Raw genomic sequence first — 21,173 nt, 5'->3', positions numbered from 1 at the left:
ATCCAATTAGTTTTACTGAGTTTAATAATACGTGCAAATGAATTATCTGTAACTAAAAGGCGTTTTTTTTTACTTAATAAGAGCCTATGAAATTACGCTCCTAATATCAGTAAGAGTGATATTTAAATTTTGGAATTTAAAAGTGTCCCTATCTCTTGGAATAGGCATTGACCACTCGTTATAAAACATTATTCCGTTTTGTACGTGTGCCAATGTTCTAACATTTGTAAAAGAGGCATAGGCAGACTTCAGACTGTTAATATAGTGGTTGTTTTTTAGTGGCTCATTCAACTTTTGTTTAAACCAGTAAATAAGAAAGCTTTCTAAAAAATCTACTATATCTATGACTGTTTGCTCTTCACTTAACCATTCGATTGGAACTGTTATTATTGAAGTTGGGGCAATAGCAAGGGATATCCAAATTTGAGCAAACCAAATTTGTTTTTCTTTTCCGTCATAGATTGGGTCTGTCAATTTTTGAATTGCATCATGATTTTTGAACCGGCTCTGACCAAGCGTTTGACCAATATAAAAAATTTCACTACTATTTGGGTTGATGTCTACGCCGCTTTCTAGTAATGGCCTACGAATCGCAGCCATGCCTGTAGTTCTAAATATTCTGTCAGCATTGCTAAAAAAATATAAAGGAGTTAGTTGGTTTAAGTCATGCTCTGGAAATAGAAATGGATGAGTTGCCCTTTTAGTGACATAGTTATTGTGTTTTTCGGCATAAATTTGAGCCGGTATTCTACTTCCCGGTGATAAGTGAGGATAATAATATCTTTTTAACCGAATCTGATACCCCAAAATTGGTATTGAGTCCCGAAGAACATGGATACTTCGTATACCCAACTTATTAAGCTCTTGTTCTCTATTTTCCATCAGAGTCATTTATTTCTCCCCTTAAAGTATGTATCTCTAAAATATAAGCACTTTTAGTCAATAATTCCATTGTTTTTCTTCACATTTAATGGAGAGTCTTTAAAAATTGGCTTGCTAATTTAGCACGACTCACAACTAAAGGAATCCCTACATTGTGCACTGAGACGGGCTTAAAAAATGCGGGGAAGCTTTTGCACGAAAGCAGTATCAGCCTGAGACTAATGAACTCAAGTTATACGGAGAATTCATACTTTCATCGCGAGGAGACTGTGGATTTTATTACGAAGAAGCTCCGACAGGTAGAATCCGATCGGCAAATTGTCCTTGAAAACACTCATCCTGCCATACAAAGAACGAGCATTTGGTCGTTCTAAAACGAATTACAATTAAAGGTACGAACAAAATCAACGGTCATGTGTGCCTCTTTGATCATGTAGCAGTCTGTGCGGAATGTGATTTTGGATAAAACAAATTGCGGGTCATACATTTATGTAGTGGCTACATGAAACTTACTTCGAAATACTACTTGTCTCATTTCATTGACACGCATGAACTTTTTATGATTGTAAAGAATGATCTTAAAGAGCTAACTACAAACTACGTCAAGCTAGCGAAGGTAAATAAGACCGCCTGCGGCATGACCGAGTCTTTTCATTATAGACCATACATCAGAATTAAGATGGGCGAATAACGCCTCTCACTGCTTCAAAGCGTATTTCTAACGATCTTCCAAGCTTACAGTTAGAACGTCAATAGCTTGGAACAATTTCAAAAGCAGAAACAACTTATCAACGAGGAGCAAACCTCTCTGAATCAGCTAGAGAAGCAAAATGAGCCTATCATTTCATACGGAGTGTATATCACGATTTTCATCGCTTTTTGATCTCCAGACGAAGCCAAAACAAAATTCATTATCCGACTCAATTTCTTTTGCAAATTGTTCAAGATAATCTTTAAGCTCCTAGAGATGCGTTCTGATGCATAATCTTTTATATATTCATCAAGAGTTTTAGCAAGGATGTTTCTCACTATCTGAAAGCGCTCAATCTCTCCAGGTAGAACAGCTTCTTCAACTTCTTCTTCATTGTCCAATACAAACAGCTCTGACCATAATTTGCATAACTCCGTATGAAGCATATCCAGTTGCACGCACATATCGAATGCTGCAGCACTGTAATGTAAAGGTATATATACATATCATCATCGTGAGCCCCGCCTACACTGTTCCACGCGCTTGTGAAAAAAGCCAAGGTTAAAATTCTCCTTAGCTCTTCTCTAATACTATTATTTACCTAATAGACTGATAAATTTGCTCAGTTCTTCTTTGGCTTCATCGGTTGTCCCACTCAACTCATTCAAAAGCCCAAACAAGTTATCATATGAATTCGCAATTTCTGCTTGTACTTCTGTCAACTCTTGAGCAACTTGTGAAAGTGGAATAACTCCTTTTTCTTCAAACGTATCGACATAACGTGGAATGTTTAAATTGTAATCATTTTCTTTGATTTCATCCAAAGATGCCACACGAGCATATTTCTCAACGTATTCACGGTTATTGTAAGTTTCGATGATTTTGTCGATGTTTTTAGGAGAGAGTTTGTTCTGGTTCTTTCCTTTTTCAAACTCATTTGAAGCATCAATAAACAAAATATCTTTATTCTTGCGAGCTTCACGACCTTTGAACACCAGTACACATGTTGGGATGTTTGTCCCATAGAACAAGTTAGCTGGCAATCCAATTACCGTATCTAACAGATTGTTGTCGATGATATTCTTACGGATTTTACCTTCAGACGCACCTCGGAATAGTACCCCATGTGGCAATACGATAGCCATTGTTCCAGCTTTATCTAAATGATAAAGTCCATGAAGAACAAAAGCATAATCTGCCTTAGATGCAGGTGCTACACCATAACCCTTGAAACGTATATCTTTTTCTCGGTCAACGTCTTTTGTATCCCAATTTTGAGAATATGGGGGGTTAGCTACGACTGCGTCGAACTTCAAAGGAATTTGTGTGCCATCTTTTTCAGCAAATGGCCAGTCAGCATCAAGTGTGTCTGCACGATTCAACTCCATATTGCGATAGTTAACACCATGCATCATCAAGTTCATGCGAGCTAAGTTATAAGTCGTAGTATTCAACTCTTGGCCGTAAAAATCAACGCTTCCTTCTTCATCACCATTTGGCAATTCTTTTTGAACTGTCAAAAGAAGTGAACCTGATCCCATTGTAGGGTCATATACACGGAATTGATCTACAGTACCATCTGCATTAATCGTTACAATTTTTGCTAGGATTTGACTAACTTCATGAGGTGTATAGAATTCACCACCTTTTTTCCCAGCGTTGGCAGCAAACTGCCCAATCAAATACTCGTACACGTCACCCAAAATGTCACGTCCTGAATCATCTTTGAAAGTAAATTCATTAATCATCAAAACGATATCATTCAAAGCCTTTGCACGTTCATTTGTATTTGAACCTAGACGCGTGTCCCCAAGGTTAACATCTGAGAATACGTTTGCAAAGTCAGCTTCTGCGACAACGTTACGTTTGGCATTTGTATTGAATGAGTCAAACATGTCTTGGAAGTCACTAGCTTTGATTTTGTGATTTTCAATTTTTGATACGATTTTTTCCCAAGTGTAGGATGGGTCAATCGCATATCCGATACCCCTACTGATTTCTTCAAGGTAATCTTCTTTTTCTGTGTCATCTTTCACTTCGTAGAATTCTTCCAACTCATTAACTTTTAAATATTCTTCTTGATTTTCTGATAAATAGCGATAGAACATAAATGGTAAAATATAGTTCTTGTACTCACTTGCATCCATTGTCCCACGCAGTTTGTTAGCCATTTCCCATAGCTTTGATGTAATATCTGTTGCATTACTCATTTGTGTAATCTCCTTTTCTTATATAAACAATTGTTGAAGCATTGATTTCTTCAAATTTTTAAGCGAATTTAAATCACGCTGTTGAAGGGTGATAATATCGTCGAGTTGTTTGAAGAAGTTGCCGATGCTTTTTTGTTCTTCCATAGATGGGACTTCAAACCTATACTCCCATAAATCATTAATTGCTATGTTAGCTTGATTGGCATTACCACGTTCTATCATAGCTATATAGTCGGTATACTTAGGCTGTAATAATTGAGAATAAATAAAATAGCTATCACAGTCGTCTAATGGAGTTATTTTCACTAAATTTTGATTTAATAAATATTCGCTATCTTCACTTATAATAATAGGTCTTCCTACAGCTGACTCCTTCATTTCAGCCTTTGAACCCACAGTAGTTATTATTATTTCATTTTTCTTGATTCTATATCTTTTATTGTCATTAGCAATTTTGCTACCAACAAAAATACTGTCTTTTGACGTCTTAATACTATCTCTATCTAAATCTGAAACTCTAATAATACGTACACCATTTTTTTGATAATCTGCAGATTTAAATGCGAAGCCTTTGATATAATTAGTTATATCACCCAACTTACGCTGTTCCCAAGCATCAGTAAATCCTGCAAAGCGAATTTCAGGAACATTGGCTCCATCTTTCGGGAACATTTTAAGAAGTAGACTCTTTTTTGTCTCCTTCAGCAGTTCCAATTTACGCTGATGAAGGGTGATGTGGTGGTCGAGGTTATTAAAAAATTCTCCTAATTTCTTCTGTTCTGCAACATCTGGAACATATACTTTTTGTTCTTCTAAATCACTTTTACTCAAATTCCCAATCGCACCATTACCACCTGCAACATACACGTTGATGAATTTGTCATACCAAGGCGAACTCATTAAAGCATTTACAAATTCAGGTTCATTAGCTGATGCAACTAACATAAAGCCACCGTGAACAGCATTATCACTAACGTTTTTGATTAGTGCGTGCTTTCCAACCAATCTACTTGAACCATTTGCAGATGTTATAAGAATGTCGTTTTCTTTTACAAAATCAATATTTATCGCTGATGGTACAACAAAAACATCATCATTTTTTAGTACAAAAGTATCTTCGTTGATGTTTGAAGAACGCAAAACACGCACACCTGTATCACGAACATTGGACGGACTGTAAGTCAATCCGCGTCTGATTTCTGTCAATTCTTTAAAGGGTCGCTGTTCCCAAGCATCTGTAAATCCTGCAAATCTTATTTGAGGTGGTTTTGTTATGTTATCGCTCATTTCTGTTCTCCTTTTCTAGTCTGCATAATTTCATCACTCGACTACTCACCCTTCTTAATTTCGTCGGCCATTTCGTAAAATGCCTTACGGAATTCAATGCGATATCGCACCCAAGTTAATTCTGCGATCTTTTTATCTGCAATTTCTTTATAATCAGATTTTGCGTCATTCATGATTGCTGTTAACTCACCTTGTTTATCCATATCCTCTTGACCTAATCGGTGTTTCTTAATCAAGCTTTCAAGTTCCTTAGGTTTTGTGCTGTTATCAAGTCCCCAAGTACGGATGAAGTTCGTTACAAGTTGGATATAGGTATCCTTTTGTGCTCTATCCATAGCTTGGTTCATTTTTTCAACACTTCGAGGTGCTGGATAATGATCGAATTCAAACTCTTTTGAGAAAATCTTAGATACAAAGTTGCGCATCTTTGATTTTTCTCTATCATTGTCTGACTTAGCAATTTCAAAATGGATTTCGTCCCGTGTGCTTTCCGCTTTCGACATATCATTCGTGTGAACTTCGTCAGCCATTCGAGCGATCAAATCAATCAAGTAATCATAGTTGATGGTAACATCGTGAATATGAACCATAGAGAGATTGACTTGCGAAATATCAATGTTTTCTCGCTTAGCGCGTCGTTCCTTCAGCTCACCGGCGATTACAGTTGTTAAGATAACTTCCTGCTCTTCCGTAATCCCTAATCGTTCATAGAACTCTTCAAGATGATCATAGGCTGAAACAGGATTTTTGTCATCATCTTCTGTATATTGTTTCAATTGACTAAGCAAGCGATTATACTCTTTCAAATTTTCAAAGACTTCATCCTGTGCCTTTTCACTTGGTGGTAATTGTACAAAATCATCTGTGAGCGTTGAAAGTTTTTTGATGACTTCTTGCATCTCAGCTTGAACCTTGCTAAATGGTTTAGAAATGATACCCGCCTCTTCATTGCCTTCTTTCAAGTCTTCAAGTGTAAGTTGTTCGGCGGCAGAATCACGATTTGAATAGATAGCAAAAGCCTTATTCATTTCATACTCGTTTTGTTCTGGCCAACGATAATTAACGACATTTCCCCAAGGCTTATCGACAAGGTTATGCATTCGGTTTGTACGTGAGTATGCCTGAATCAAGTTCCCTCCCTTAAGCGTTCGGTCTATATAGAGAGTATTCATCCCCGGAGCATCAAAACCGGTCAATAGTTGATCAACGACGATAACCAAATCTAAATACTTACCATCATCAGCTGTCTTGTTAAGACGTCTTGCTAAGTCTTCTGTGTAGGCCTTAACTGTCGTCATATCAAAAGCTGTGCCGAACATTTCGTTATAGACTTTGATGGCTCTGTGCAGGTTTTCATTCGATTTAAGTTGATGAATACTATTGGATGTATCTGCCGAGAAACTCACCGCAACTTTTAATCGTTCATCTGGTGAGAGATTCGCATTTTCTTCAGCAAATTTATCGAAGTACTCCATCGCTCTTGGTGTACTTGCTTTGTTACCTCCAACGTGGACTGTAAACAAGGCATTATACTTGCGATCATTTGAACGTTTCTTCCAGTTATCGAATATTTCCTTGACTACCAAATTTACATGTTCAGGACTATAGTCGTAAACACTCCCACGAACATTATCGTCAATATCATCTTCGGTTGGATTTTCGGGAGCCTCAATCGTTTCCTTGAATTCAACGTTAAACCCTAAGACGTTTTTATCCGCAATTGCTTCTTTGATGGTATAAGCATGTAGAATATCACCAAATATTACTCGAGTTTCTGGAAATTTTGGCGTACCAGTATAGCCAACCCAAGCAGAATTTGGAATAGCTTTTCGGATTGTTTCAAGCATACCTTCATTTTCAGTACCGTCACCAGTTGAACGGTGAGCCTCATCAACGATAAAAAGAATACTTTCATTAAGTAGCTTGAAGCTCTCTCTCTCTACATAACGTGACATCTTTTGAATACTTGTCACAATGATGTTCTTATCGCTCTTCTTCGTTAATTTGCGATGAAGGTCTGAGATATTGGCTGTGTCACCTACCACACCAGTTTTCCCTTCAAAACCTGCAACAGGATCATAGGCTTTATAAGCATCTGCAGTTTGGTTGGTAAGAGCAATTCGGTCAACCAAAAAGACAACTTTATCTACATTAGATAGACGACTTGCAAGCCACGCTGTCTTAAAACTTGTGATTGTCTTACCTGAGCCTGTAGTGTGCCAAATGTATCCTAATTTACCATCATCGTATTTGAAGTCGAATTTTCTAACTTTATCAAGCACACGCTTTGTGGCATAGACTTGATATGGACGCATGACTTTAATACTTTCTTTGTTTTTAGTACCGTCTAGTACCATGTAGCGTGTGGCCAAATCATGAGCCATTGGTATTGATAATACTTTATCCGCAAACGTCTTCCACGAACGAATAGGGCGAGCATTATCTTCGTCTTGCCAGTTAAAAGCAAAAGCTCTGTTAAAGCTTTTGAGTGGCGTATTTGCCATATAACGAATATCAAACTGCGTCATTGCGATTAGAATCTGCAAAGTTGAAAAGATACCACTGTATTGTTTCTCAGCAATATACTGTTCCATCTGGTTCAAGGATTCTGTAGTGCTGTGAAGTGCCTTCTTTAATTCGATTTGAATAATTGGTAAACCATTAATGAGCAACGTTACATCAAATCGACGGTCAGGCTTTCCATCTATAACTTTTGGCCGTTTAATTTGATTTACCACTTGATAAATAGTGTTCCCGCCACCTACTTGGGCTTGGTCGAATACTGTTAAAAACACATGCTTACCATTATCAAGGTCAACTTCAATTTCAGAAACACCGTTAACACCATACAAAAATTGTCCAGCCTGGTAAGGTGATTCAATACCAGTGATGATTTTCTTTACCTGGTTAAATTCAGTGACAGACAATGGTTCATCTAAACGGGCACGATTGTTTTGTTCTAGGATCATTTTAAAGTTATCCCAGAGTTGCTCGGTTGTTCTTATGTCTTTTTTGTATTCCCATTGTTTTACTCCACCGATTTTAGTCAAATAATCGATGACTTCATTTTCAAATGCTAATTCCGATTGGCTTTTCATTTGATTATTTCCCCTCTAAAGTTTCTTCTATGATTGAGCTCGTAAACTGTCCGATCAAGTCTGCGTATTTGTTTAGCTTACTTTGTAGCTTAAATGTTTCTACGTAAATAGCACCTATTTTGTGCTGCTCCTCAAGAGGAACAACGGGAATAATAATCTCCTCAAGAGAACGAAGTGGAATTCTTAGAACAGGTCCACTCCCCTGCAACTCCCTTTCTTTTTGTCGCCTAACATCTTTATTAGCATTAAATAAGAAAAGGAAATATCCTTTATCAAGTTGTTCTTTATCAAACTCTATTTTTATGAAGTTGAGAGACAACACTTTACCAACATTATTTTTACCGACCATCGTTGCAAGTTGTAATGAGTTACTGATAACAACATCACCTTCATTTAATGATAGGTTATTTTGAGATAAAGATTTTTCCTCATCTTTAACAAATACGTCCTTATGATTATAATCAGCTTCAAAAGACGACTGGTCGTAATAATTTATTGCTTGGATTCCAAACTGTTTTTGCGCCCTTGTTGGATTTATACCTGGAACGAATGTTACGAACTCCTTTAATCCTCTTTTCTCCAAATAAATCACCTCCAAACTTCGGATACTATTTTTCGAAATATTTCTATATTACACATTAAATCACTTTGTATTTATTTTGTCAAACAATAATATGAAATATTTTAATATTTCAATATCGAGATTAAGAAAAGTCTAAAGCAACTATTCTGAAAGCAAGGTTTAAGACAGTATGTCCTGTACTTATGAACTTTGTGATGTAATTACTGCCGAATCAGAAATCATCTCTGAGCATAAGAAAAAGCAGTACAGAACTCAGAATGCGAACTCTGTACTGCTTCATTAACTTCTTTACCTGCAGTTACTACACTCGATTATGGATAATTTTTCCTTGTAGCTGATATCGTAAATATCTAATGCTTCCTCTTTCGAGCGGAATGGTTTTGCTGATCGTAAGAAAGATAAAAGAGCCAATCATTAACTGATTGGCTCTCGCACCTAATAAGGTGAGTTTTTTGTTAATTTTGGTGGAGGCGAAGCGTGGCTATGCAAAACCACAATTCGTCGCCACATATTGCTAAAGCTGTTTGGTGAAGTCGCTTAGCTACTCATGACGTTTTTGTTGATCTTCAAATAATTTCGATACATACACAAGAGCTTTAGCAGCTCCGCTACGTTCGCCATCTCTGAAGCCTTCTGCATACCCTTCCATATACGCCGTCGTTAACATTAAATTCAAACCACCGTTTTGCTTAATGAATTTTTGTTGTTCAGCTCCACTCATTCTTTCCTTTAAAATATGCTCGCCTCCCTTTCGTAAAGTAAGGATAGCTTTCCACGACTATCCTGACTGTATTCCCATCAGGTAAGAAATTCGGGAAACCTTCCCCTCTCCACGGATGAGCCGGATCCAATAGGACTTTGTCTTCCCCATGTCGAAATATGTAATCACCATCTTTCAGTACTGGAAGCAAGCGATGCTATCTAACCGAGAGATATAAATAGATGTATTTGAAATCAGCTTTCAGTGACCATAAAATGCGCTAAGGAGAATTCGAAAATGCCGAATGAACTTCAATCTTTATCCGTGCTTTTTCAAAACAGGCTGTTTCGCATACCTGATTATCAGCGTGGGTATGCGTGGAAACACGAGCAACTTGTAGATTTCTGGGAAGACCTGCTAAATCTCCACGAGGATAGATATCACTACACTGGGCTACTCTCACTTAAGGCGGTTAGCCGAAAGGAAATGCACCAGTGGCACGAGGACGAGTGGCTACTAGATATCGGCTATAAGCCGTATCATATTGTGGACGGGCAGCAACGTCTCACCACGTTTTCCATTCTGATGCACGAAATAGTGTCTATTGTAAAAAATGCTCCAGAAAACAAGGACAAGCCAGATGAAGGAATTTTCCTTGGTTATGAATCATTGAAGGACATCAAGGCGAAGTACGTCCTTCGGAAGCGACCACCCCAAAAAATCGTGACAACATATCTGTTCGGTTATGAGACTGATAATCCAAGTTCCGAATACTTAAAATACAAAGTATTTGAGGAACCTTTCGGCGGAACGGTATTTGAAACCTTCTATACGAAGAATTTGAAATACGCGAAATCGTTCTTTGCTAATAACCTAAGAGCAATATGCGAAAGCGAAGGTATTGACGGCATTGAGCATTTATACAAGAAACTCACACTGCGTCTGATGTTCAATCTTCATGAAATAGAAGATGATTATGACGTTTTCGTTGCATTTGAAACAATGAACAACCGTGGCAAAAAGTTGACTAATCTGGAACTTTTAAAAAACCGTCTTATTTACCTGACCACACTGTTCGATAACGATCAACTGGATACAAGGGATAAAGAACAACTTCGGAATAACATTAATGACGCATGGAAAGAGGTGTACTATCAGCTTGGGCGGAACCAAGACGCGTCGCTTTCTGACGACGACTTCCTCCGAGCACATTGGATTACATATTTCCAATATTCACGGAAACGTGGAGACGATTATATTCGTTTCCTGTTGAGCAAGTTCTCCGCGAAAAATGTCTTTGAGAAGTTTACTATCACCACACAAGTTGAAGGATCCGAACCTTTGACTGATTTTGAAGCCTCTGATGATGATGATGATGTAACAGACGTTATGCCCGAACTAGAATCTATTCTGGTCAGCAAGCTCACACCAAAGGAGATCAATGACTATGTCAACAGCTTGAAGAAACTAGCAGAGTTTTGGTACTACAGTTATTTCCCAAGTGATAGTACTAGTCTTACCGATGGTGAAAAGGTATGGATTGACAAATTGAACCGTGTAGGGATTGGATATTTCCGACCACTGGTAGTAGCTTCACTTGCCTCAGCAACATCGACATCCCCTACCGAACGGATCACGCTTTTTAAAGCAATAGAGAGATTTATTTTCCTCTCATTTCGTTTTGGCGGATTTAATGCAAGCTACAAAAGCAGCGATTATTATAATAAGGCAAGGGACGTTCTTTGGAATAGCACTACACTAACATCAGTTACTGATGACTTGAATACAACTCTCAACAAGGATTTGGCTGCTCTTATCGCAAGCTTCATCACACGTACCGATAGACGTTTCGATTCTGGTGAGGGATTCTACGGCTGGCGCGAACTTCGATACTTCCTGTACGAGTATGAATATGAACTGGCAACCCGAAACAATCTGCAGAAAGTAGATTGGAATATGTTTACTAAGGTTGAAAAAGAGAAGATAACTATTGAACATATACTACCGCAGACCCCAACAAAAAGTTACTGGCGTAATCAGTTCAGACAATACACCGCGGATGAAATAAAGCTGCTGTCTGCTTCATTGGGCAACCTGCTTCCGCTTGCTCAGAGTATAAACTCCTCTCTGCAAAATGACGGTTTTCCAGATAAGAAAAACCCTTCGTCTTCTGGTCGCCGAGGTTACGTGAACGGATCACACTCGGAAATCGAAGTAGCTTCAGAAGATGCTTGGACGGCACAGAACATATTGGATCGAGGGATGCTGTTACTTAAATTTATGGAGTCAAGATGGCGGTTCTCATTTACTGATGAGCAGAAGACCCATTTGCTCCATGTCCAATTTGTCGGTGACAAACGTGCAGAAGTCCCAGAACTAACAATTGAGGAAGCCTTGCCCGTAAAACAGCGTTCACTTCCGGATACTACACGTGACCTGTCTGATCGCCATTACCTACGCTATGATTTTTGGAGCAACTTTGTAGAATATTGCAAGACACATGGACGAGGGGAGGATATCGCATCTCGAAAGCCCTCTTATGATGATTGGTATGATGTAACAATCGGAAGCCGGGACTACATTATCTTCTTCCAACTTGTTCGAAAGAAAATTCTCCGCATCGGCCTTTATGTCTATCATCCGGAGAGCTTCGCGAGGTTAGATTCACTTAAGGCTGAAATAGAGGAAGCATATGGCGAGAAACTTGAATGGTATACCAGCCGTGAAAAAAGTACGGCAAAAAGGATTCTGCACTCCTTAGATGCCGATATCCATAATCCAGAGCTATACCAACAGCACTTCCAATGGCTTATTACTCAGCTCGATAAACTGAAGGTGACGTTGGAAAGATTGGATACCGGGTCATCCAGGGAATAATTACACCCTCTGTGATCAAAAACTAGCAGGATTTATCTATGTGTTTTAGGTTATAAAATAGATAAATGATTAGCGAAAGGGGACATAATATGAATGTTCAGGAGTTAGGAAGAATTCTTAGCGACATGTATAAGAAGGCACCTCACGGAAAACAAGTTGCCAAAATTCATTTATTCGGTGTTAAGTATGCGAATGTCATCCAAAGAAACAATCACAGCATTAAAGATATAGTAGCAGCCTCTGGCATTAATATTTCATATGCAACCGAAGTCAGCAAAGGTATAAAATTGTCAGAGTATGTAGTTCCGAAAGATTAATCACCCATTTGAAGAACCCTTGTCCTACATTAACCATTGTCGTTTTGTATGGACAAGGGTTCGTTTTTCGAGGCGTGGCTGTGCAAAACCACAATTCGCCGCAGCTTATTGCCTCAGTCTATTCGGGGATGTCGCCTAGAACCATGAATTAAACTTCTGGAGAGAAAGTGTATTCGGATGAACTTTCGCGTCCAATCATGTAATCCATTATGTAATGAATATTCGAGTGAATTTTATAAATACATTTATCGAACTCGTCTGCCAATGCTTCAAACTGTTGATCTCGGTTCAGCTTATATCCTTTGATCGCCTTTACCCCACGTAGTGTTCTGCTAACTACACGATGGTTCCCATCTACGACAATGAGACCACCAGTAGAATTATTAGTAATGTGATAGTCAACCACGATAATTGGATCTTTATTTGTTGAAGCAAATTTTAATCTCTCCGTTTCAACAGAACTAAAGTCGATATCTTGACTAATGAATTCACAGTTAAACTCCTCGGCAAGTATATTATCACGTTTTATTATTTCTTTTGCCTTTTCAATGTTCCAGGTTACTCTATAATAATCCCCCATTGAAAATGTTACTTCCTGTGTAAACGTCTCATCGTTAAAAATATATGAAGGCAACTGTCTAAGTTTTGCTTCTGTATCGCTTGGACCGGGTAAAAAACTTACATTATTTGGTATTGATGTCATTACGCATGTTTCACTAAGTCTTCTCTTATAACCCGCCAAGATATTTCCTAACCCAGGGTATCTCTTTACCCTCTGTTGCCCGGTTGCTGTCAAAAGTAATTCCGGAGTTAAAAACTTATCTAGCTTATACATAATAAATGGATTCGGCAACATTCTTATTCCCCCATAAGATTAGTCTCTCTAATCGTTATGAGTGGAATGTAATTTTATGCTTCTTTGATATGGCTAAAATTCAAGTTGTGGCTCCGGGAAGGTCGGATATCAGCTTCATACTGCAAATAAGCAAGCCATCTTTATCTGTGTGCTTTAATTGTCCAATTGAAGAACCCTTTCCCTACATTAACCATTGTGGTTTTGAAAGGAGAAGGGTTCATTTTTCCGAAGCGTGGCTGTGCAAAACCACAATTCGCCGGGGGGTGATGATTCAGTTATTTGGGGAGGTTGCTTAAATTTCAATAATTGCTTTTCTAATTGTATCGAGGATTTAGTTGAACTTTGAAGACCTCCTGAGCTGTCTTTTATATACCCCAACAAGATCCTTTAATACCGGAGTATGATCTCCTTTTCCAAGTTGTTTAGACTTTAAAAATGAGTTTATCTCACCTGAAAATTTAGGCTCTTTCATATAATTGCAATCCCCACTCGGTAACATATACTCATCTATTACACCAATTGCATTTTACTGTATTTCATATTTTGCGATATGTATAATAAGGCTCCTCACGGAAAACAAGTTGCTAACATGCTGCTGAGATTGTTTGGTGAGGTTGCCTTAAACTATCCGTTCTTTAAAATGAACATCAGATATGGTGTAGATAAAACCAAACACAAAATCAATGATGTCCTTTATCATTCTTTGTTCGATTTTTCCATTCGAATCTAACTAATGAATTCTCCACATTCGGATAAGTTGGTAAGGGTAACTGAATAGGATATTTAGCGAACGGATTAACTAAATACTTAACCGTTAACGTTGGTAGCTCCGCATTCCAATTCTGTTCACAGTGAAGAATCCCTGTCAACGAACTATTAAGAGGAGGATTTGATCCTTTTGGCATTATTAATCCTCCCCTACCAAGCACTTCTTCATGTTCTCTGGTCTTCGAATTATAATGAATAACTGAGGGACCATATAATACTTCTGCAACTTCTTCCCAATCCACTCCAAAATCTGCTGCTTTGCAAACAGCTACAAATATCGGTCCATCCCATTTATATTTCCTAAGCTTTGACTTAATCCTTTTCTCAATTGCTTTCACAGGTTCTACATCTTGTGCAGGACCTAGGAGCGCAAAATTGATTTTTGATTTATTTGTATTATCTCTCTTAGGAGAAATGAAGAAGCCTCCATAAAACCCATCTTCCTCGATAATAAGCTCCTCCTCAGGATCAATATTATCGGGATCAATATTATCCAAATATTGTATAAGCCTCTTTTTAATCGAACTAGGCTTCAAACTAGTTCTATCAATATTTTGATACCATAGACCAACATCAAAAAAATGTTCAACATCACTTAGATAATTAAGCAGCCGGTCTACTTCTTCCCCTTCTTGGCCAGTATCCTCCGATTCAAATATTGTGACCACATCTAAAAGACCAATGCTTTCATTAATTGTCCACAAAAGCTCTGGAGTTTGACCATTAGTAAGAGTCGGATTGAAATCAACTTCACCATGCATTGAGCACATTTCTGCAACTAAAAATTCATTAGCTTGAGCAATAAATATTTTATCATCCAAGCTCCTAAGTCTACTATAGTAGTTCGGCTTTTGGTCATCAGGAATATTATTAAAACATTTTTCCAAAAACTCTTTAAAAGATGCATGTTTATCGGTACTACTTTTCGCAACATATGCAACCAAAGGAGCTTTCCAACCTTCCTCTGGCTCCGGTAAGTTTTGAATAAAATCCAAATCATAAAGCATAGTAGCACACCTTTCACATGAATAAGATTTTAGTTAGATCTTTACTATTTCCGAATCTATGTACAGAGGCAAGGACATTCCGTTTAATTCGGTTTGCATTTTTGCATTCCATATTATCGAATTACCCTGTAAGAGCCGCCCCCGTCCAACTTAACCACTGTCGGATTGTATGGATAAGGGTTCATTTCCGAACCGTGGCTGTGCAAAATAATATTCGCCAGAGTGTTATGCTGAAACTATTTAGGGAGGTAGCATAAGTTTCTATCTAAATCATGGGGGATCAAGTAAATTTTTAACTCCTTTTTTGGAAGACTCACAGTTGCACGATAACTTGTATGTTCAGTCTGCATGGGAAGTCGGCTAAATATATCATTGATAGATACGTTTAAGCGCTGCTTTCTTAAAACCATAAGCACACCAAGCGCAATAACGATTTCTGCTTTCGTAAATGAAAAAGCTTTCTTAATGATTCGAAGTCTTGTTTCGACATCTTCCGCATAATCTGTAAAATGATTTTTCGAGTTCCAATTTCGTTTTAGTAATGAATATGCTTTAAGATACCGGTTGTTTTACTACTCAATCCACCATCTTCAGATGATAATGAACAAATTGGTTCGTATTCAACTGGATACCAAATTTTTTCGTTTTCTCTAGGAAGATGGTGAAGATCAATCAGAGCAGATTGTATGCCTTTTCTCGGACGTAGCATCTGATTAAGGATATAGGATCTCATGTCTTCGTAATGTCTTGTACCTCGCACCAACTTTTGGTTCCAGTATCCGACGTCACCGCTCTCAAGTGCGTTACAAAGAATAGCACATGCCCTAAGAAATATTCCAAGACTTCAGGAGAGTCCCCTTATCTCTCATGTACTGGATTGTTTTTTCCCCTGCCAGTAATACCCGAAGGCTCCCACTACCCCTTCGAGTAGTCGCCTGGGTCAACAGCATAAGTAAGTTCACCATTTTCAGTACCATAACATTGGTATCTCGCCTCAACATTTGCTTCAATGTTATATCCACCAGCTCCTTCCTCATTTCCAAGAAAAAGAATGTCCGCTTCTGGCAAATTACCGCATCCCATATAATATAGCAAACAGTCATTCTGTTCTTTGTTATTTTCCAACTCAACGGGTTTGTTTCCCCTTGTGTTGACCTCTACTATTATTATTCCGAAATGCGATACTTTCAACCTTGGTGGATCTCACACTCATTCCTTGAACTGATGATTTCGATAACTACAACTAAATTCCTGTCTATTCACCTGATAAAATATTACTAAAGCCCCATGTCTATTGGTTACGACTAAAGTCGGAAAATTCCTAAGAAAGCAAAAGTACCGTCAAAAACGTCACAGAGACGCATTGACGGTACTATAATTCTTATTTATGTAATAAGGCTCAGTATTCACCATGCTGAACCTCTATCCATCACTGACCGTTGTGGTTTTGTCTGGACAAGGGTTCACTTTTCCGAGGGCATTTGAACCCCTGTCCCAATAATTGAAAACGCCCAATTCGAGAGTCAGGCATCTCCCAATTAATCTATTAATTCGTCAACAATCAGTCAACTCTACTATTTCCTCGCCTCTGTTTCACACTTTTAGTTCATCTGTACTACTCCCAAAACCCGCTCCCGCACAGCATTCTCAGCCTTCTGTACCATTCCATACCAACAAGACCACCGATTCTACGTGAACGGTATGCGGAAACATGTATAGCTCAAGGTAAATGAATCTTAGAAAAATTCCAAACAAAAAAACTCGCTCATACGAGCGAGTTGACAATAATATTTAAACCTCTGCCGCAGGCCGCTCCTTCGCCTTATCCGACTCAATCGCGTTGCGAGTCGCAGCCTCTCTATCCTGGCTGAGCTCCTCAACCGACTTCGTCTTAAGCCTTGCCGCGCCTTGATAATTCTCACGAGTTGGCAACAAGTTACCACTTGCCAGCCGCTTCTCTGCCGCTGCAATAGCTTCCTCGTACTGCGGCAGCCACTTCGCCTGGGCAACCAGCATCTCATCTGCCATCTGCCAGATCTCTTTCGGATTACACACCGCGCCAACAAGCGGATCCATCATCATTGCTTGACGGAGCAGCTTGTCGTCGCCGTGGACGGCAGCTTCAACGGCCATACGCTGAACGGAAATGCTGACGTTGCAGACGGCTGCAGGGCCGAGCGGCAGGTCGCCGACTACTGGCATGTTGATACCGTTACGGTCGACATAGCCTGGCGCTTCGATGATCGCATCGTCAGGCAGGTTGGTGATAATGCCATTGTTCACGACATTGAAGTGACCACGGTAGACACGGCCTGTCTCGAGGCCTTCAATGATATAGGAACCATGCTCTTCCCCACGATTCTCTGCTGCGTATACGAATGGATCAGCTTTCATCCAGTTCGGGAAGTCGGTCTCGAACCAGTTACGTCCTTCCGTGCAGACACGGAGGTAGCCGCCAGTCTCGCCGTTAATCCATGAACCAAGGTCGATCCAGTCCTTAATTTCATCCGCACGTTTGCGGTACCAAGGCACGTATTCGCTTAAGTGACCGTTCGATTCGGTGGAGTAATAGCCGAATCGACGCAGCATGTCGATGCGGACCTTTTCGGTCTGAGCGAACTCTGGTACATTTTCGAAAGCTTCAAGTAAATCTCCCGTTCTATCTACGCCGTTAGTCTTAACAGAGATATACCATGTCTGATGGTTAATACCTGCACAGATAATATCCACATCTTTCTTCTCAAGACCCAGCGCACGTGCGATCTGATGATGACCACCTTGAACACCATGGCAGAGGCCAATCGTACGAACGCCGCCGTACTTATTACAAGCCCAAGTCAGCATCGCCATCGGGTTCGCGTAGTTGAGGAGCAGCGCATTTGGCTCAGCTACCTCGCGGATGTCTTTGCAAATATTCAGCATCTCGGCAATGCCGCGCTGACCATACATGATTCCGCCTGCACAAAGGGTATCGCCGACGCATTGGTCGATGCCGTATTTTAACGGAATGTCGATATCGTATTGGAAGGCCTCAAGGCCGCCGATCCGCACAACGCAGAACACATAACGAGCGTCCTTCAGCGCCTCTCTGCGATCGGTCGTTGATTGAATCTCAATCCCCAGACCATTCTCACGAATATCTCTTTGCACCAGCTGGGTCACCATATCGAGATTATGTTCATTGATGTCTGTAAAAGCAACCTGAATATCTTTAAACTCCGGCACAGCGAGCAAATCTCTCATCAAGCCGCGTGTAAAACCGATACTGCCTGCGCCTACAAAAGCCACCTTAAAACTCATAAATAAAGCCTCCTCTTCGCCTATAAGGGTTTGGTCGTTCGTTACCCTTATTCTAGCAGGCTGAAAAAGAAGGCGTTTCCACATTCGCAACGGATTGCTTTATATCTTGTCAACTATTTCAACTTCATAGTCGGTCCAGCTTGTGATTGATTTCTTGGAATTACGGTATTCTGCTGGTGACATGCCTGTCATTTTCTTGAATAGCATACTGAAATATTGGCGGCTGTTGAGCCCAATATGATCCGCTATCTCAATGATAGGCACGTCTGTACGGGCGAGCAGCATCTTTGCCTTCTCTATGCGCAGATCGACCAAATACTCATTGATCGTCTTGTCCATATTCGATTTGAAAATGCGCTGAAGATAGACAGGATGCAGATTAACAGCAGCTGCAATATCTTTGGCTAGGATAGCGGTATCATAATACTGATGGATATATTCTGTCGCGTGGCGCACATAGTGATGGATTTGGCGCTCCGCGCTATTTTTCGACTCAACGGCAACTAGCCGGGCAACACGGACCAGCAGCTGAGACATGAGCAGATTCGTCATCATTTCACGGCCTCGTTCAGCGCCTTCACCGCCTAGATCCAGCTCAAAGACCAGATTCCTCAGATTCACCTGAATATCTTCATAGTCCCTCAGTACGATCGTATCCAGCCGCTGCTCCATCAGCTTTGCAAACATCGGATTATGAGTGGATAGCTGATTCATAGATGGATAAATCCCCTCACAAGGCTGAAATCCAAACTCCACGTTCAGCATCCGGCACGGACTCCCGCTCTCAACGATCAGCCTATGCGGCACTCCAGCATCCAGCATAATCAGATCGCCTTTACGCATGGCAATGACATCTTTATTCGTCTCCACCGTGCAGTTGCCGGAAATGACGTACATGAACTCCGCCCAATCATGCTGATGGAATCCCATATGGAAGTCTTCCCACTGCTTGTAGTAATACGCGACGATCTTCGGACGGAACTCTCCAGACTCTCTCCACTTCGCATCATAAAAGCTGTTCGTACTCATATATTCCCCACCTTCGCAACCGGCATAGCCTCTATGGTCAGCATATACCCGCTGGAAAGGAAGGTCAACGCTTCTCGATCTTATCTACCTTTTGTCCCGAATAAACAACAAAATACCTTGTCCCAAATTTCACGGTATAGTGCTCCGTTGTAATACCGTATAGCTTCAAACGTTCTTTTAATCTCCTATAGTAGCTGTTAAGTCTGCCTCTATCTTTCTTGCTTCCCGGCTCAAGCTCCTGATTATATCTAGCTTTAAAGATCATCTGAGAAGTACAGGACAGCCCTTCGGTAATCATAACGAACAACACATGAATATCATCGGCAGACAGCTCCATGACCTCACCTCTGGCAAGCCACTCACCTTTGCTCAAATCCAAATAAATATCATAGTTCAATGGACGATGTAGATTATAGACTTGGGTGATCTGTTCATTCGTCTTCGCTTCTTCTGAGCCGCTACTTTCGGAATGGATGTAGGTGAGGACATTTTCCCGTGCTACCTCTGCATCCCCGTCAACACAGTCACATTCCACTACCATCATGTTCATGCTATCGTTTCCCCCACTCTGTCTAAATCCCTTATTTCACAAAAAACTCCTCTGCCTTGTCACGATGTTCATCCGTAATATGCGAGCTAATTGCCTTGTACGCTAGGAAAATGGCAGTAGCATCATCCCCGTAACCGACTATAGGGAAAATATCCGGAACAAGATCGATTGGCAGAATCCAGTATGCAAGCGCACCAATGGCTGTTACTTTTACTTTGGCCGGAGTATTCGGGTCCATGGCACAGAAGTACATGGCAACCGCTTCTTTGGAAAATGGCACCTTTGACGCAACTTTTCTAACTTTTGACCAGAACCCGTTGTTTACGTACTTCACTTGCTCCTCATGGTCCCCGATCTTAGAAATCCAGGAGTCTGTATCCACTTCCTCCTCTGCTACTTCTGCTGGAGCCGACTCTACAACAGTGGCGATTTCTTCATCTGAAAAGCTTGCCGGAATCACATCGTCCTGAGCAAGACTCTCATTACATGCTCCGCATTTTGCCAGCCTCAGCTTCTGAGCTTCTACCTCGTTCTTTTGCCCGCAGTTTGGACATTCAACAATAATGACAGACATCGTTATCCCTCCAAAAGTTTCAATTTATCCTCTATTCGTTAACGTTAGAATATGATTAGATAACCATTATTACCCTCTAAATGTAATAAAACAACAAAGCTTAGACAATTAACTTTAGTTAATTCATTTGCATAAAAACCCCAGCCCTTGGGTCACAATAGCTCTTGGGTGCTAAACCGGTGCCCGACTACCAAGACGTATAAGGGGGAATATCCGTATGGCAAAGCCGGACAATCGGTCGGATAACGCGGAACATTTGCAGGAGCATATTGCAAATACGCAGCAGAACATTAATGAAACTGAGCAATACCTGAATGAGTTCAGCTCGGAGATCAGCGGCTCACAGCAAAACGAGCTGCAAGAGAAGAACGAGCGCCGCAGAGAAAGCGTATCGGAGTTCGAAGAAGAACTCGGCGACGAAGAAGCTTAACTGCAAATAGCCAA

The 21,173-nt window shown here is 40.1% G+C and carries 17 protein-coding genes; 3 read left to right on the top strand and 14 right to left on the bottom strand.

Annotated features, from left to right (window positions below; genetic code table 11):
• Positions 1 to 84 precede the first annotated feature (84 nt).
• From AB4Y93_RS09340 to AB4Y93_RS09310, 7 genes are all read right to left on the bottom strand, one after another.
• Entirely contained in the window at positions 85 to 891 is an 807-nt protein-coding gene (locus AB4Y93_RS09340) for a hypothetical protein (RefSeq protein ID WP_441891166.1), read from the bottom strand.
• A gap of 804 nt (positions 892 to 1,695) precedes the next feature.
• On the bottom strand, positions 1,696 to 1,974 hold the full coding sequence (locus AB4Y93_RS09335) for a hypothetical protein (RefSeq protein WP_441891164.1): 279 nt from the start codon (positions 1,972 to 1,974) through the stop codon (positions 1,696 to 1,698).
• 192 nt (positions 1,975 to 2,166) lie between these two features.
• Positions 2,167 to 3,783 (bottom strand): type I restriction-modification system subunit M, encoded by a 1,617-nt coding sequence (locus tag AB4Y93_RS09330; protein ID WP_441891162.1) that lies wholly within the window; start codon positions 3,781 to 3,783, stop codon positions 2,167 to 2,169.
• A gap of 18 nt (positions 3,784 to 3,801) precedes the next feature.
• Entirely contained in the window at positions 3,802 to 5,070 is a 1,269-nt protein-coding gene (locus AB4Y93_RS09325; protein ID WP_441891160.1) for a restriction endonuclease subunit S, read from the bottom strand.
• 41 nt (positions 5,071 to 5,111) lie between these two features.
• On the bottom strand, positions 5,112 to 8,168 hold the full coding sequence (locus AB4Y93_RS09320; protein WP_441891158.1) for a type I restriction endonuclease subunit R: 3,057 nt from the start codon (positions 8,166 to 8,168) through the stop codon (positions 5,112 to 5,114).
• A gap of 4 nt (positions 8,169 to 8,172) precedes the next feature.
• Positions 8,173 to 8,760, bottom strand: coding sequence for a restriction endonuclease subunit S (locus AB4Y93_RS09315; protein ID WP_441891155.1), 588 nt, complete (start codon positions 8,758 to 8,760; stop codon positions 8,173 to 8,175).
• Positions 8,761 to 9,292: 532 nt separating this feature from the next.
• Positions 9,293 to 9,472: a hypothetical protein gene (locus tag AB4Y93_RS09310; protein ID WP_441891153.1), complete on the bottom strand. Its 180-nt coding sequence runs from the start codon at positions 9,470 to 9,472 to the stop codon at positions 9,293 to 9,295.
• Between the two features lie 276 nt (positions 9,473 to 9,748).
• Here AB4Y93_RS09310 and AB4Y93_RS09305 point away from each other — a divergent pair, with 276 nt between their 5' ends.
• Positions 9,749 to 12,328, top strand: coding sequence for a DUF4268 domain-containing protein (locus tag AB4Y93_RS09305; RefSeq protein WP_441891151.1), 2,580 nt, complete (start codon positions 9,749 to 9,751; stop codon positions 12,326 to 12,328).
• 89 nt (positions 12,329 to 12,417) lie between these two features.
• A complete protein-coding gene (locus AB4Y93_RS09300; protein ID WP_441891149.1) occupies positions 12,418 to 12,645 on the top strand; it encodes an HTH-like domain-containing protein in 228 nt (75 codons plus the stop codon).
• Between the two features lie 148 nt (positions 12,646 to 12,793).
• Here AB4Y93_RS09300 and AB4Y93_RS09295 read toward each other — a convergent pair whose 3' ends face one another.
• The 7 genes from AB4Y93_RS09295 to AB4Y93_RS09265 form a co-directional block, all read right to left on the bottom strand.
• Positions 12,794 to 13,501 (bottom strand): hypothetical protein, encoded by a 708-nt coding sequence (locus tag AB4Y93_RS09295; protein WP_441891147.1) that lies wholly within the window; start codon positions 13,499 to 13,501, stop codon positions 12,794 to 12,796.
• Between the two features lie 680 nt (positions 13,502 to 14,181).
• The gene (locus tag AB4Y93_RS09290) at positions 14,182 to 15,276 is read right to left on the bottom strand and encodes a hypothetical protein (RefSeq protein ID WP_441891145.1); all 1,095 of its coding nucleotides are present in this window, start codon (positions 15,274 to 15,276) and stop codon (positions 14,182 to 14,184) included.
• A gap of 915 nt (positions 15,277 to 16,191) precedes the next feature.
• The gene (locus AB4Y93_RS09285; protein WP_441891143.1) at positions 16,192 to 16,467 is read right to left on the bottom strand and encodes a hypothetical protein; all 276 of its coding nucleotides are present in this window, start codon (positions 16,465 to 16,467) and stop codon (positions 16,192 to 16,194) included.
• Positions 16,468 to 17,067: 600 nt separating this feature from the next.
• Entirely contained in the window at positions 17,068 to 18,576 is a 1,509-nt protein-coding gene (locus tag AB4Y93_RS09280) for an alpha-glucosidase/alpha-galactosidase (RefSeq protein ID WP_441891141.1), read from the bottom strand.
• Positions 18,577 to 18,675: 99 nt separating this feature from the next.
• Positions 18,676 to 19,605 carry an AraC family transcriptional regulator gene (locus AB4Y93_RS09275; protein WP_441891139.1) on the bottom strand — a complete coding sequence of 310 codons (930 nt, stop codon included), beginning with the start codon at positions 19,603 to 19,605 and terminating at the stop codon, positions 18,676 to 18,678.
• Between the two features lie 64 nt (positions 19,606 to 19,669).
• The gene (locus AB4Y93_RS09270; RefSeq protein ID WP_441891137.1) at positions 19,670 to 20,155 is read right to left on the bottom strand and encodes a hypothetical protein; all 486 of its coding nucleotides are present in this window, start codon (positions 20,153 to 20,155) and stop codon (positions 19,670 to 19,672) included.
• A 31-nt stretch (positions 20,156 to 20,186) separates the two neighbouring features.
• Positions 20,187 to 20,729 carry a YkvA family protein gene (locus AB4Y93_RS09265; RefSeq protein ID WP_441891135.1) on the bottom strand — a complete coding sequence of 181 codons (543 nt, stop codon included), beginning with the start codon at positions 20,727 to 20,729 and terminating at the stop codon, positions 20,187 to 20,189.
• 217 nt (positions 20,730 to 20,946) lie between these two features.
• Between AB4Y93_RS09265 and tlp the strand changes: the two genes are divergently transcribed.
• Positions 20,947 to 21,159, top strand: coding sequence for a small acid-soluble spore protein Tlp (gene tlp, locus AB4Y93_RS09260; RefSeq protein ID WP_441891133.1), 213 nt, complete (start codon positions 20,947 to 20,949; stop codon positions 21,157 to 21,159).
• Positions 21,160 to 21,173: the final 14 nt, after the last annotated feature.

Origin of the sequence: Paenibacillus sp. YAF4_2 (assembly GCF_052113225.1) — a bacterium.
Lineage (GTDB): Bacteria > Bacillota > Bacilli > Paenibacillales > Paenibacillaceae > Pristimantibacillus.
This window is presented reverse-complemented; position numbering and strand designations above follow the sequence as displayed.

What these genes read in the sequence shown, in the direction of transcription:
- AB4Y93_RS09295 (WP_441891147.1), bottom strand. Translation starts at nt 13,501, where the DNA reads ATGTTGCCGAATCCATTTATTATGTATAAGCTAGATAAGTTTTTAACT.
- AB4Y93_RS09300 (WP_441891149.1), top strand. Translation starts at nt 12,418, where the DNA reads ATGAATGTTCAGGAGTTAGGAAGAATTCTTAGCGACATGTATAAGAAG.
- AB4Y93_RS09280 (WP_441891141.1), bottom strand. Translation starts at nt 18,576, where the DNA reads ATGAGTTTTAAGGTGGCTTTTGTAGGCGCAGGCAGTATCGGTTTTACA.
- AB4Y93_RS09310 (WP_441891153.1), bottom strand. Translation starts at nt 9,472, where the DNA reads ATGAGTGGAGCTGAACAACAAAAATTCATTAAGCAAAACGGTGGTTTG.
- AB4Y93_RS09330 (WP_441891162.1), bottom strand. Translation starts at nt 3,783, where the DNA reads ATGAGTAATGCAACAGATATTACATCAAAGCTATGGGAAATGGCTAAC.
- AB4Y93_RS09325 (WP_441891160.1), bottom strand. Translation starts at nt 5,070, where the DNA reads ATGAGCGATAACATAACAAAACCACCTCAAATAAGATTTGCAGGATTT.
- AB4Y93_RS09340 (WP_441891166.1), bottom strand. Translation starts at nt 891, where the DNA reads ATGACTCTGATGGAAAATAGAGAACAAGAGCTTAATAAGTTGGGTATA.
- AB4Y93_RS09275 (WP_441891139.1), bottom strand. Translation starts at nt 19,605, where the DNA reads ATGAGTACGAACAGCTTTTATGATGCGAAGTGGAGAGAGTCTGGAGAG.
- tlp (WP_441891133.1), top strand. Translation starts at nt 20,947, where the DNA reads ATGGCAAAGCCGGACAATCGGTCGGATAACGCGGAACATTTGCAGGAG.
- AB4Y93_RS09265 (WP_441891135.1), bottom strand. Translation starts at nt 20,729, where the DNA reads ATGTCTGTCATTATTGTTGAATGTCCAAACTGCGGGCAAAAGAACGAG.
- AB4Y93_RS09320 (WP_441891158.1), bottom strand. Translation starts at nt 8,168, where the DNA reads ATGAAAAGCCAATCGGAATTAGCATTTGAAAATGAAGTCATCGATTAT.
- AB4Y93_RS09270 (WP_441891137.1), bottom strand. Translation starts at nt 20,155, where the DNA reads ATGAACATGATGGTAGTGGAATGTGACTGTGTTGACGGGGATGCAGAG.
- AB4Y93_RS09305 (WP_441891151.1), top strand. Translation starts at nt 9,749, where the DNA reads ATGCCGAATGAACTTCAATCTTTATCCGTGCTTTTTCAAAACAGGCTG.
- AB4Y93_RS09290 (WP_441891145.1), bottom strand. Translation starts at nt 15,276, where the DNA reads ATGCTTTATGATTTGGATTTTATTCAAAACTTACCGGAGCCAGAGGAA.